The following is a 12,166-nucleotide window of genomic DNA, read 5'->3' on the forward strand; positions in this document are numbered from 1 at the left end:
ATCCCGAAGGCATTCCTTATGAAATCAATCCCGAGGCTTATTCTTCATTGCTTGAAATGATGGAAGTGAGCTTCCGCGAGAATACCGACAAGCCTGCTTATACCAACATGGGTAAGTCGCTCAGCTTTGGGAAACTGGATGAACTTTCAAGGAATTTCGCGGCATATCTGCAAAGTGTGGGTTTACAGCAAGGCGACCGCATTGCTATTCAAATGCCTAATTTGCTGCAATACCCGGTTGTGATGATGGGCGCATTGCGCGCCGGACTGGTGATTGTAAATACCAACCCTCTTTATACCTGCCGCGAAATGCAGCACCAGTTCAAAGACTCGGGTGCGAAAGCAATTGTAATCCTGGCCAACTTTGCGCAAAACCTTGAAAAGGTTATTCAGAACACCGATATTCAGCAGGTTATCATTACTGAAATCGGCGATCTGCTTGGCTTCCCAAAGAAGCTGATCGTGAATTCGGTGGTGAAATACATCAAGAAAATGGTCCCGGAATACCACATTCCAAAAGCGACCAGTTTTTCAAATGCGATTGCGATCGGTGCGGGACTTACCTATAAAAGACCTAATATTTCTGGTCTTGACATTGCGTTTATCCAATATACAGGGGGCACCACGGGCGTATCTAAAGGCGCGATGCTGACCCACCGGAACCTGATCGCCAATGTGGAAGGTATCAATGAATGGCTGATGTCCAAGCTGCGCAACTCGCAGGTATCGGGCCAGCTAACCCTCATCGGCGCACTTCCGCTTTACCATGTTTTTGCATTAACGATCAATGGATTGTGCGGGATCAAATGGGGTGCATTGAATGTACTGATCACTAACCCGAAAGATCTTCCAGCCTTTGTCAAAGAACTCAAGAAGTTCAGGTTCCATATTTTTCCCGGCCTCAATACGCTGTTCAATGGACTTTTAAACAATCCTGATTTTGCTTCTGTCGATTTCAGTGAACTTAAAATCACCATTGCTGGTGGAATGGCGCTGCAAAAGGTAGTGGCTGAACGCTGGGAGAAAGTTACCGGATGCCCACTCGTGGAAGGTTACGGGCTATCGGAAACTTCACCAGTACTTTCTGTCAATCCGCTTGACGGGCACCACAAGCAGGGTACCATAGGGCTTCCATTTCCGAGTACTGAAATGCGCATTCTGAAAGATGATGAAACCTGGGCGCCTGTGGGTGAAAAGGGTGAAATCTGTGCCAAGGGACCACAAATTATGCTGGGCTACTACAATCGCCCTGACGAAACCGTGAAGGTAATTAAGGAAGACGAAAGCGGGCGCTGGTTCAAAACGGGGGATATTGGTATTGAAGACACAGATGGTTTTTTCAAGATCGTCGACCGGAAAAAAGATATGATCCTGGTATCAGGCTTTAATGTTTATCCCAACGAAATAGAAGATGTAATTGCACAATGCCCGGGTGTGCTGGAAGTTGCGTGCGTGGGTGTTCCTGATGATAAATCCGGCGAAATGGTAAAAGTTTACATCGTCAAGAAAGATCCCGCACTGACGGTAGAAAATGTAAAAGATTACTGCCGCGAAAACCTGACAGGCTACAAACGGCCGCGTGAAATTGAGTTCCGCACAGAGCTTCCGAAAACCAATGTGGGCAAGATCCTGCGCCGGGCATTGCGCGAGGAAGAAATGGCAAAAATTGCCGGGTAGGGCACCTTTGGGAATGTGTTTATGTATATTTAGGCAAAAGAGTTCTCAACAATGAAAGCCGATTTATATGAATCTACACCGAAAAACCCTGGTATTGCTACACGGCCACGGAGCAGATGATACCATTTGGGACTACGTTGATGCCGTTATAAATGACGAGTTTACAATCGTCAGACCTAATATTTCACTTTTTACATTCTGCCAGTCTGTTGAAGATTATGCGGACGAGCTCCACCGCTTTCTGACCAATGCCGGCATCTTTAAATTTACACTGATCGGCCACTCTATGGGCGGCTACATTGCCCTGGCTTTTGCCGAAAAGTATGCTGATATGCTGGAAGGTTTTGGTCTTTTCCACTCTACGGCGTTTGCCGACGATGAAGCTAAAAAGGTACAGCGAGGCGAAATGATCGAGTTGCTCAGGAAAGAGGGAACGACTGCCTTTATCACTAAAACTGCTCCGAATATGTTTGGCGACAGGTATAAGGAACTGTTCCCGGAGAAAGTGGAGGCGCATATTGAGTACTTCAAAAAACTACCGGCAGAAGCCCTGATCTCCGGACTTACAGCAATGCGCAGTCGGCCCGACAGAACCGCCGTACTTGCTGCAATGCCGTTTCCGGTTTTATTCATTATCGGGATGCAGGACAAGCTGATCCAGTTTGAAAGTGTAATTTCCCTTTCCGAATATCCCAAACAAAGCTATCCCTTTATCCTGGCCGAAGCCGGTCACATGGGAATGGTAGAAAGGCCCGATGCAACTGCCAGAATGATCAGCTGGTATATGGGTAAAATATAATCATTGATAAATAGTCGATTAGCGATCAAAAAAGGGTGAACGTTCGTTATAACAGCGAGTGCTCACCCCTTATTCACTTATGCGAACCTTTACACCCATCAAACAATCCAAGAAAATCGTATTTCTCCTTTTCTGGAGTCTGCTTCTGCTTAATTCCTGTAATGATGATAAGCCGGTGGTTGAACCGCCTGCTGCTGATCAGTATTTACAGAAGAGCGAAGATGTGAAGCAGCTCTCCCGCGAGCAGGTTTTACAGCTTGCGAATAACCTGAGTCCAATTCTTGGAGGATATGTCAAGAATGGGATTAAGGTTTATAAACTCTCGTATAAAACAAAAAACACGGACGGAACGGAAATTACCGCATCCGGCGCCCTGATCATTCCTGATACGGATCAGCCGGTATCGATGATCAGTGTGCAGCATGGTACCATCCGGGAAGATGCTGCTGCGCCTTCTTATTATAACAATAACACCGAAGCCGCCCAGTTCGGCTCGTTATTTGGCTCAATGGGCTACATTATCTCCTACCCGGATTACATCGGTTACGGTGAGTCCAAAGATCTTCCTCATCCTTACGAACATGGTAAGAGCCTGGCATCTGCTTCGCTGGACATGCTGCGGGCTGCAAAGGAGTTTTTGAAAAAACAGGAGAATGTAAAATGGAATGAAAAGCTGTACGTGGCCGGCTATTCGGAAGGGGGCTATGCAACAATGGCGCTTCATAAAAAGATTGAGGAGGAGGCAGCATCTGAATTTAACCTGAGGGCGTCGAGCTGCGGCGCGGGCGCCTACGATAAGACTGCTTTTATGAACCACATCATCAACAATAATACCCAGGGAGTTGCTTCCTACAATGCGCTTTATCTTTGGGTATTGTTGACTTATGACCGGATTTACAAGCTGAACCGGCCTGCTTCCTATTATTTCAAAGAACCATTTGCATCGCGCATTGCACAGTCGGGTATCAATGTGACTATTTCCCAGAGCTTCGACACGATTTTAAATGAATCATTCAAAACCGCATTGAATGACGGAACCGATAAAGGTTTCAGGGACGCGGTTGCTGATAATGATGTATATAAATGGAAACCGAAGGCGCCTATCCGTCTGTATCACGGCAATAAAGACAACCTTGTTTTTTATTTTAATTCGGAAAATGCACTTAAAACAATGCAGGGACTGGGCGCAGATGTTCAGTTGACAACCGTTCCAAACGGAGATCACGGCTCGTCTGTACTTCCTTTCCTGGCTGGTACCCTCGCATTTTTCACTTCTACTCCCTAACCGGGATCATATTTATAAGTAACAAAAGAATAGCATCAATGTCCTCACTTCTTGACCTGGTAGGCAATACCCCTCTTGTCGAATTAAAAAGAATCAACCCTAACCCGAACGTAAAAATTTTCGGAAAGCTCGAAGGAAACAATCCCGGCGGCAGCGTGAAAGACCGCGCGGCTTACAGCATGATCAAAGGCGCACTTGACAGAGGCGAGGTAAAAAAAGGTATGAAGCTCGTAGAGGCGACGAGCGGTAACACAGGTATTGCGCTGGCGATGATCGCCCGGCTCTTCGACCTTGAAATTGAGCTGATCATGCCGCAAAATTCAACCCGGGAGCGCGTGCTGACCATGGAAGCTTTCGGGGCAAAGGTTATCCTGTCTGAATCAATGGAAGGCGCCAGAGATATGGCAGAAGAGAAAGCAGCGAAAGGTGCGTATTTTATGCTCAACCAATTTGCCAATCCCGATAACTGGCGCGCGCATTACAATAGCACCGGCCCTGAGATTTTCAGGGATACGAATGAAAAAATCACGCACTTTGTTTCTTCAATGGGCACTACGGGTACTATTATGGGTGTTTCCAGGTATTTGAAGGAGCAAAATGAAAATATCCAGATAGTAGGTTGTCAGCCTACCGACTATTCCAGGAATTCGTAAATGGCCGGTTGAATATCTTCCGAAAATATTTGAGAGAGAGCGGGTTGACAGGGTGATGGAGGTAACCCAGGAGAATGCAGTTTTAATGACCAGAAACCTGGCAAAGCAAGAAGCAGTTTTTGCGGGAATGAGCAGCGGCGGAGCTACCTGGGCTGCTGTTGAACTGGCGAAGGAGCTGAAAGAAGGTGTGATAGTCTGCATTATCTGCGACCGTGGCGACCGGTATTTGTCGAGCGAGCTATTTGGGTAGTACTTTGGCTGTCGGCTATCAGCAATCGGCTGTTGGCTGTCGACCTCAAAGAGCCGACTGCCGACAGCCGATTGCCGAGGTACGTCAAAACCATCCTGATCCCAGGTTCCTGAACGGCCAGGGAATAGCTACTATAATGATAATCAGCGCCATTGTATAGAAGTACAGCACTGTCCGGTGCCTGTCAGCTCCCACCATTTTTTTGGATTTGATCCTTCCGATCGTGATAAGTACAATGGCGATCAGCATCATGAAAATGTGTTCGATGGTGAAAAAGCGGAATACCTTTTCACTGATCAGATCAAAATTCACTTTGGGGCTCATGACATATAGAACCAGCCCGATCAGCAATTGTGTATGTGTGGCTATCAATGCAAAGAGATAGATTTTACTATCTCCCTGCTTTCCACTCCGCCAGTTGGAATAAGCAGTAAAAATGGCGGCGAGAAGCAATGCCAGCACAACATACCGCAGGCCGGAATGGGCTCTTAGAAGAATATTCATTGTTGAATAAGAGTTATGGTGAATAAGTACAGGTCCTACAAATGTAGCTTACAAACCACCATCCCCCAAATACGCTTTGACCAGAGCGAGCTTTATCAAATCATAAATATTAACCCGATATTTCGGTTCTATTAACCACTTACTTATGATTATCTACAATATCACGATCAACATCAGCTATGAGGCAGAAAATGAATGGCTGGCGTACATGAAAGGAACGTACATTCCCCAAATCCTGCAAACGGAACTGCCGCTTGAATGCAAGCTGCTGCGCCTGCTGACGGAGATTGAAAATGAAGGCTCCACGTATACTACCCAGTTCACTTTCAGAACAATGGAAGATTTCCTCGCTTACCAAACCGATTTTCAGGCCGACTTTCAACAGCGGCACCACGACCTGTTTAATGGAAAATATGTGTCTTTCCGAACACTTTTAGAAGAAGCCTGAGCCTGTGCGGAGTACATTTTGGATCGAAAGAAATAAATTAACAAACGTACCCTTTTACTTGACATTGGCTTAATATTTGACGTACTTAAATTACTGTTACGGGAAACCGGGAGATGGTCGAAATGGGGATTTTTATGCTTTAAACAAAAATCCGGACTGAAAAGATGGCGCTCCTGGTTTTTAGATTTCAGTAATAAAATTTATGTTTTACCATTAAAACAATGTGCTTATGAGACTGCAGATGCAAGCAATTCATTTTGATGCCGATCCTAAATTGTTGAACTTCATTCAGCAAAAATTAGATAAACTGGACACGTTCTATGACCGGATAACCAGTGGAGAGGTATTCCTTAAGCTCGATAAAAGTGAAAATGCAAAGACTCAGACTAAATTGCTGGAAGTTAAGCTCTACGTCCCGGGCGGAACGATGTTCGTGAGGGAACAGGGGACTACATTTGAAGAAGCGACGGATCTCGCAATCGATACGTTGAAAATGCAGGTTAAGAAGTTTAAAGACAAACGTAATAATGCCCGGGCTGCCAAGATAACGGAAGCTGCGGCAGTAGTTCTGACAGAGGAAACCGAAGAGTAACCACATATATCCATTGCATACAGGAAAGTCGCCGAAAGGCGGCTTTCTTTGTTTCAGGGCATTGACACAAACTTGGATGCGTGCAGGATTTCGCCTTAATTTTGAAGCAACTTATACTCAGTTAAACCAACCGACATGCATATCGAACCGATTGTTGACTCCACTTTTGATTATCCATTTAAGATCACGCAGGAAGAAGTGCAGCGTTTTGCTGACCTGACGGGCGATAATAACCCGATCCACCTGGACGCCGCATATGCGGCAACTACCGCATTCAAAAAGCCGATCATCCACGGAATGCTGGGCGCGACTGTGTTTACAAAAGTACTCGGCACACAATTCCCGGGCTTTGGCTCCATTTATGTGAAGCAAACACTGGAATTTTTAAGACCTATGTTTGTGGAGACCGATTATAAGGCGGTATTCAGGATACAGAGCATTAATCCCGATAAACATCTTGCGGAGATTTCAACTGAAATTGTAGACGTGACAACCAATAAGGTGATCACAAAAGGAGTAGCCACAATGATCAACAAGGAGAAGTTTTAAAAAAAGGCCCGGCTTGTGACAAACCGGGCCTCAAACTCTTTGTGTGCTTCTTAACCTTCGCTCTCGTTTTTCTTGTTCTGAACTTCTGCGCGAATATCCTGAGCTAACGTTTTGAGGTCTTGCATACCTTTCCGAACGCGGGTGCCAGCTGCCTGGTTTCCTTTATTGTAAAACTTATCGAAATCACCTTCAAGCGAAAGGATCAGATCTTTGACTTCATCAAATCGTGCCATGTTCTTTTGTTTTTTAGTTAAAAAATGCCTCTAACACGCCAAAAACGCATGTTTTGACCGAAATTTAGTAATTAAAAGTATTTTAGCAACCCAAAAAACAAAAAAAAACACTTCTATAATACAATTATCCGATTGCAATCAGCTAAGTGACAAGTAGTCAGATAGTTAACTATTTTTTATTTTCTATACGCAAGCGCAAAAAAAGAGGGCTTTTTCTGAAAAAAGCCCTCAGGATGCCAATAAAGCATATTTTTATTATTCGGCAGTCACCTCTTCTGCCTGGTATACTCTGTTTTTGAGTTTGTCGGCAAGTGTAGTAAATGCATTCAATGTATACTCCACATCTTCGAGTGTATGGGCTGCGGTCGGGATAATCCGCAGCATGATCTGGCCTTTTGGAACGACTGGATAAACCACGATTGAGCAGAAAACACCCATATTTTCGCGCAGGTCGCGTACCATTCTGGTAACCTCTGGCACGCCGCCTTCACTGTGAAGGAACACGGGCGTAACTGGTGACTCGGTTTCGCCGATATTAAAGCCGCGGCTCCTCAATCCATCCTGCATTGCTTTTACATTCTCCCAGAGCTTGGCCCTGAGTTCAGGCATTTTTTTCACCATATCCAACCGCTTGCGGCAACCTTCCACGTAAGGCATTGGAAGCGCTTTGGCGTAGGTTTGCGAACGCATGTTATATTTCAGGAACATAATGATCTCGGGATCGTCGGAAGCAATGAATGCACCGATTGCCGCCATTGATTTGGCAAAAGTGGAGAAGTAAAGGTCCACTTCTTTTTGAACCCCGAGCATTTCCCCTACTCCGGCGCCGGTTTCGCCCATGGTACCAAAACCGTGTGCATCGTCTACCATCAGGCGGAATTCATATTTCTTTTTCAGCTCCACGATCGCTTTCAGATCGCCTACTTTGCCGGACCTTCCGAAAACACCCTCTGTGATCACCAGCACACCGCCACCTTTTTCATTAGCCAGCTTGGTCGCGCGGATCAGGTTTTTTTCAAGACTCACCATATCATTATGGTTGAACTTGTAATATTCACCCAACTTGGCTTTGTGCAAACGAATACCGTCAATCAAACAAGCATGCGACTCGGCATCGTAAACAATCACATCCCGGTGGTCGCAAAGGCATTCAATGGCCGACATAATCCCCTGGTAACCGTAGTTAAGCAGGAAAGCGTCTTTCTTACCAACGAACTCGGCAAGTTCCTTCTCAAAAGTCTCATGCAAACTCGAATTTCCGGACATCATTCTGGCACCCATCGGATAGGCAAGGCCCCATTTGGCAGCTGCATCTGCGTCTGCCTGGCGTACTTCGGGGTGATTTGCAAGTCCCAAATAGTTGTTCAGACTCCAGTTCAAAACTTCACGTCCCATAAACCTCATGCGCGGGCCTAATTCTCCTTCCAGCATTGGAAATGAAAAATAGTGATGGCTGTTCAGCATTTTTGCCGGAGTTCCAATCGGACCAGAGTTATTGCGCAGTTTCTCGAAAATATCCACTCTCTTCTTTTTTATGTGGGTAACAAAGATTCTAAATGTTAGATAAATGCAAAATTAAAGAATTTCAACGGTACTTTAATGAGCTGCATTTCTCCATCTTAAACAGTAAGTTAGTAAAAATAGGATATACCCGCACAACTATACTAAATCTATATACTAAACTTTTTTACATTAACACACTGATCTTTGTAAAGAAGAGTAGTACGCATTTGAAAGAATGCTTTTGCTATTTTAGGAACTGATACTACCAACACGACTGAATGACTCAGATCAAGAAAATACTCGTTGCCAACCGTGGCGAAATCGCATTACGGATTATGCGGACTGCACGCGAAATGAATATTTCAACGGTCGCTGTTTTTAGCGAAGCTGACCGGAGATCACCGCATGTGCGCTATGCAGACGATGCTGTTTGCATTGGTCCGCCCGCCTCGTCCGAGTCTTATCTGAATATTGAGAAAATACTGGAAGTTTGCCGAGATCTGCAAGTGGACGCCATTCATCCAGGCTATGGTTTTTTGTCTGAAAATGCAGCTTTCGCAAGAAGAGTAAAAGAAGCAGGGCTGATCTTCATTGGTCCCTCAGCTGAGTCCATTGAGGTAATGGGAAGCAAACTGGCCGCAAAACAGGCTGCCGCGAAATACAATATACCGATGGTACCCGGAACAGCCTCCGCAATCAGCGAGCGCTCCGAAGCGAAGCAAACCGCCCGGGAAATTGGCTATCCGGTTTTGATCAAAGCGAGTGCAGGTGGCGGGGGAAAAGGAATGCGCGTGGTGGAAAGCGAGGCTGAGTTCGACGAACAAATGGACCGCGCCGTCAGCGAGGCGCTCGCTTCATTTGGAGACGGGTCCGTCTTTATCGAAAAATACATATTATCTCCCAAGCACATCGAAATTCAGGTACTCGGGGATCAGCACGGCAATATCGTGCATTTGTTTGAGCGGGAATGCTCGATCCAGCGCAGGCACCAGAAAGTGGTTGAAGAAGCGCCCTCCATTTCCATTACTCCTGAAATACGGGCCGCAATGGGCCGCTGCGCGGTGGATGTGGCACGATCTTGCGGCTACTATGGCGCTGGTACGGTGGAATTCATTTTAGATGAAAGTAAAAACTTTTACTTTCTAGAAATGAATACCCGGTTGCAGGTGGAACATCCGGTTACCGAACAAGTCACCTCTGTTGATCTTGTTAAACAAATGATCTGGATTGCAGAAGGCAAAGCGTTGCAGATCCGACAGGAAGATCTTGCAATCACGGGACATGCCATTGAGATCCGCGTGTACGCCGAAGATCCTTCCAATAATTTCCTTCCCGATGTGGGACAGCTGCATACCTACGTAAAGCCGGACGGAAATGGTGTTCGGGTTGACGACGGCTTTGAACAGGGAATGGATATCCCCATTTATTACGATCCGATGATTGCCAAATTGATCACTTACGCAGAAAACCGCGGGGACGCAATCAGGAAAATGATCCGGGCAATTGATGAATACCAGATTTCGGGAGTCCGGACAACATTACCATTCTGCCGGTTTGTTATGGAACATCCTGCATTTATCTCAGGCGACTTTGACACCAACTTTATTTCCAGGTATTTCAATCCGGATATGATTAAACCAATTTCGCCGGAAGATTCGGGCGAGATCGCGGCGCTGGTGTCTGCGCTGTTGCTGAGCGACAAGGTAACTGACAAACCGGTTCAAAGTCAGCTTTCAGCAGGTACTCACGGTAAGTGGAAAACAAGAAGGCTGGGCCAACGCTAATGTTACGAACTGATAGGATTTACGCCGGAAAATTCCTACTTTTGCGCTCTTAATTTTTTTGTGCCACATATTTATTGTAAATAATAACCGATAACTGATTCTTTACAAGTATCCAAAGTCACAAAATCTCTTTGATAAGTGGATGCATTGCCTTTCAGGAATTGGGTTACTTTATAAAGGCCGGATCGAGTGAATAGGTACATTTATCCAGCCGGCGTTTTATTCTACTACATAAGAAATACACAGATTTTCCAGCTATGAAGCTTTCCGAATTTAAGTTTGATCTCCCTCAAAGTCTAGTTGCACTTCATCCCTCCGACCGCGGCGAGTCCCGGCTGATGGTTGTACATCGTAAAACAGGAGAAATCGAACATAAAACCTTTGCTGACCTGATCAATTATTTCGATGACGGTGATGTAATGGCGATTAACGATACCAAGGTTTTTCCGGCCCGCTTATATGGCCAGAAGGAGAAAACCGGTGCCAAAATCGAAGTTTTCCTTTTGAGGGAATTAAACCGCGAAATGCGCCTTTGGGACGTTTTGGTTGATCCGGCACGTAAAATACGCGTTGGTAACAAGCTGTATTTTGGTGACAGTGACCTGGTTGCAGAGGTAATTGATAATACAACTTCGCGCGGCCGCACCATCCGCTTTCTATATGATGGGGATAACGATGCTTTTATGAAGCTTGTGGACGAGCTGGGCGAAACTCCGCTTCCTCCTGAAATCATTTCACGTCGTAAAGTAGAAACTTCCGACCGTGAGCGTTTCCAGACAATTTTCGCAGAGCACATCGGTGCAGTAGCTGCGCCAACCGCAGGAATGCACTTCACCAAGGCAATTATGAAGCGCCTGGAAATCAAAGGTGTGAATTTTGCGCCGGTAACTTTGCACGTAGGTCTTGGTACCTTCCGCACTGTGGACGTGGAAGATCTTACAAAGCACAAAACTGACTCTGAAAACTACCGGATAACACAGTCAAGCGCAAATATTGTAAATACTGCAATTGACTCGAAAAAACGCATTTGCGCGGTAGGAACTACCTCATTGAAAGCGATCGAGTCTTCTGTATCGGCGAGCGGGCATTTGAAACCGGTTGAGGGATGGACTGACAAATTCGTTTTCCCTCCTTACGATTTCAAAATTGCAAATGCGCTTCTGTCCAACTTCCAGCTTCCGGAATCTATTCTATTGATGTCTGCCTGCGCATTCGGAGGATTTGACCTGGTTATGAAAGCATACGAAATCGCGATTAAGGAAAAATATAAATTCTTCACTTACGGAGACGCAATGCTGATTATTTAGCATGCCTTTTCTGAGGTTAAATGGTCATTTATGTATTAGGTTTGAATCCTGATCCTTAAATGACCTTTTTTTATTATGATGCAGGAATTTGCAGTAATAGTTGCCGGAGGAAGTGGCAGCCGGATGAAAAGTGACGTGCCCAAGCAGTTTCTTGCGGTAAATGGCCTCCCCGTGTTAATGCATACCATTCTTGCATTCAGAGCTTACTCCGACAGTTTGCATATAATCCTTGTCTTGCCCGAGACGCAGTTTGCATTCTGGCAGAATTTATGTGCTGAATATAGTTTTAATGAGAAATACTTTCTCGTGGCGGGCGGTAGTACCCGTTTTCATTCTGTTCAAAATGGCCTGAAAAGCATTGGATCCGGCCATGGGCTGGTTGCTGTTCACGACGGGGTAAGACCTGTCATTGCTAAGGAAATTATCGCTGCCGGCTTTCATACAGCACGCGAATTCGGCTCGGCAGTCACCAGTGTTCCACTGAAAGAATCAATCCGGACCATTGAGCCGGGTATTGGTAATAAAGCATTGGACCGTACACATTTCAGGCTGGTACAAACTCACCAGACTTTCCGCCTCGACT

At 45.6% G+C, this 12,166-nt stretch carries 12 protein-coding genes and 1 pseudogene; 10 read left to right on the plus strand and 3 right to left on the minus strand.

Annotation, left to right across the window (positions count from 1 at the left end; genetic code table 11):
* The 4 genes and pseudogenes from ACTIE6_RS05765 to cysM form a co-directional block, all read left to right on the plus strand.
* A partial coding sequence (locus ACTIE6_RS05765; RefSeq protein ID WP_439555724.1) for an AMP-binding protein occupies positions 1-1,676 on the plus strand: 1,676 nt, incomplete at its 5' end.
* Between the two features lie 67 nt (positions 1,677-1,743).
* Positions 1,744-2,475: an alpha/beta fold hydrolase gene (locus ACTIE6_RS05770; RefSeq protein WP_439555725.1), complete on the plus strand. Its 732-nt coding sequence runs from the start codon at positions 1,744-1,746 to the stop codon at positions 2,473-2,475.
* A 79-nt stretch (positions 2,476-2,554) separates the two neighbouring features.
* Complete coding sequence (locus ACTIE6_RS05775; RefSeq protein ID WP_439555726.1) at positions 2,555-3,760, plus strand: alpha/beta hydrolase family protein; 1,206 nt, start codon at positions 2,555-2,557, stop codon at positions 3,758-3,760.
* A gap of 38 nt (positions 3,761-3,798) precedes the next feature.
* Positions 3,799-4,663 (plus strand): annotated as a pseudogene (gene cysM, locus ACTIE6_RS05780) (cysteine synthase CysM).
* Between the two features lie 84 nt (positions 4,664-4,747).
* Here the strand turns inward: cysM and ACTIE6_RS05785 are convergent.
* Positions 4,748-5,167, minus strand: a complete 420-nt coding sequence (locus ACTIE6_RS05785; RefSeq protein ID WP_439555727.1) for a cytochrome B — start codon at positions 5,165-5,167, stop codon at positions 4,748-4,750.
* A 145-nt stretch (positions 5,168-5,312) separates the two neighbouring features.
* Here ACTIE6_RS05785 and ACTIE6_RS05790 point away from each other — a divergent pair, with 145 nt between their 5' ends.
* The 3 genes from ACTIE6_RS05790 to ACTIE6_RS05800 all read left to right on the plus strand — a co-directional run bounded on the left by ACTIE6_RS05790 (position 5,313) and on the right by ACTIE6_RS05800 (position 6,756).
* The gene (locus ACTIE6_RS05790) at positions 5,313-5,615 is read left to right on the plus strand and encodes a DUF4286 family protein (RefSeq protein WP_439555728.1); all 303 of its coding nucleotides are present in this window, start codon (positions 5,313-5,315) and stop codon (positions 5,613-5,615) included.
* A gap of 229 nt (positions 5,616-5,844) precedes the next feature.
* The gene (gene hpf, locus ACTIE6_RS05795; RefSeq protein ID WP_439555729.1) at positions 5,845-6,207 is read left to right on the plus strand and encodes a ribosome hibernation-promoting factor, HPF/YfiA family; all 363 of its coding nucleotides are present in this window, start codon (positions 5,845-5,847) and stop codon (positions 6,205-6,207) included.
* Positions 6,208-6,342: 135 nt separating this feature from the next.
* Positions 6,343-6,756: a MaoC family dehydratase gene (locus ACTIE6_RS05800; protein WP_439555730.1), complete on the plus strand. Its 414-nt coding sequence runs from the start codon at positions 6,343-6,345 to the stop codon at positions 6,754-6,756.
* Positions 6,757-6,806: 50 nt separating this feature from the next.
* Here the strand turns inward: ACTIE6_RS05800 and ACTIE6_RS05805 are convergent, their stop codons facing one another.
* Both ACTIE6_RS05805 and ACTIE6_RS05810 read right to left on the minus strand, forming a co-directional pair.
* Positions 6,807-6,989, minus strand: a complete 183-nt coding sequence (locus ACTIE6_RS05805) for a hypothetical protein (protein ID WP_031530768.1) — start codon at positions 6,987-6,989, stop codon at positions 6,807-6,809.
* Positions 6,990-7,244: 255 nt separating this feature from the next.
* Positions 7,245-8,510, minus strand: a complete 1,266-nt coding sequence (locus tag ACTIE6_RS05810) for an aminotransferase class I/II-fold pyridoxal phosphate-dependent enzyme (RefSeq protein ID WP_439555731.1) — start codon at positions 8,508-8,510, stop codon at positions 7,245-7,247.
* A gap of 260 nt (positions 8,511-8,770) precedes the next feature.
* Between ACTIE6_RS05810 and ACTIE6_RS05815 the strand changes: the two genes are divergently transcribed.
* From ACTIE6_RS05815 to ACTIE6_RS05825, 3 genes are all read left to right on the plus strand, one after another.
* Positions 8,771-10,276 (plus strand): acetyl-CoA carboxylase biotin carboxylase subunit, encoded by a 1,506-nt coding sequence (locus ACTIE6_RS05815; protein WP_439555732.1) that lies wholly within the window; start codon positions 8,771-8,773, stop codon positions 10,274-10,276.
* 257 nt (positions 10,277-10,533) lie between these two features.
* The gene (queA, locus tag ACTIE6_RS05820) at positions 10,534-11,583 is read left to right on the plus strand and encodes a tRNA preQ1(34) S-adenosylmethionine ribosyltransferase-isomerase QueA (protein ID WP_439555733.1); all 1,050 of its coding nucleotides are present in this window, start codon (positions 10,534-10,536) and stop codon (positions 11,581-11,583) included.
* A gap of 75 nt (positions 11,584-11,658) precedes the next feature.
* The coding region (locus tag ACTIE6_RS05825) for an IspD/TarI family cytidylyltransferase (RefSeq protein WP_439555734.1) at positions 11,659-12,166 on the plus strand (508 nt) is incomplete at its 3' end.

It is taken from the genome of Dyadobacter sp. (assembly GCF_051859145.1).
Classification (GTDB): Bacteria; Bacteroidota; Bacteroidia; order Cytophagales; family Spirosomataceae; genus Dyadobacter.

Excerpts from the sequence above, each read along its gene's own strand:
- ACTIE6_RS05805 (WP_031530768.1), bottom strand. The coding sequence starts at position 6,989 with ATGGCACGATTTGATGAAGTCAAAGATCTGATCCTTTCGCTTGAAGGT.
- ACTIE6_RS05785 (WP_439555727.1), bottom strand. The coding sequence starts at position 5,167 with ATGAATATTCTTCTAAGAGCCCATTCCGGCCTGCGGTATGTTGTGCTG.
- ACTIE6_RS05790 (WP_439555728.1), top strand. The coding sequence starts at position 5,313 with ATGATTATCTACAATATCACGATCAACATCAGCTATGAGGCAGAAAAT.
- queA (WP_439555733.1), top strand. The coding sequence starts at position 10,534 with ATGAAGCTTTCCGAATTTAAGTTTGATCTCCCTCAAAGTCTAGTTGCA.
- ACTIE6_RS05815 (WP_439555732.1), top strand. The coding sequence starts at position 8,771 with ATGACTCAGATCAAGAAAATACTCGTTGCCAACCGTGGCGAAATCGCA.
- ACTIE6_RS05775 (WP_439555726.1), top strand. The coding sequence starts at position 2,555 with ATGCGAACCTTTACACCCATCAAACAATCCAAGAAAATCGTATTTCTC.
- ACTIE6_RS05800 (WP_439555730.1), top strand. The coding sequence starts at position 6,343 with ATGCATATCGAACCGATTGTTGACTCCACTTTTGATTATCCATTTAAG.
- hpf (WP_439555729.1), top strand. The coding sequence starts at position 5,845 with ATGAGACTGCAGATGCAAGCAATTCATTTTGATGCCGATCCTAAATTG.
- ACTIE6_RS05770 (WP_439555725.1), top strand. The coding sequence starts at position 1,744 with ATGAATCTACACCGAAAAACCCTGGTATTGCTACACGGCCACGGAGCA.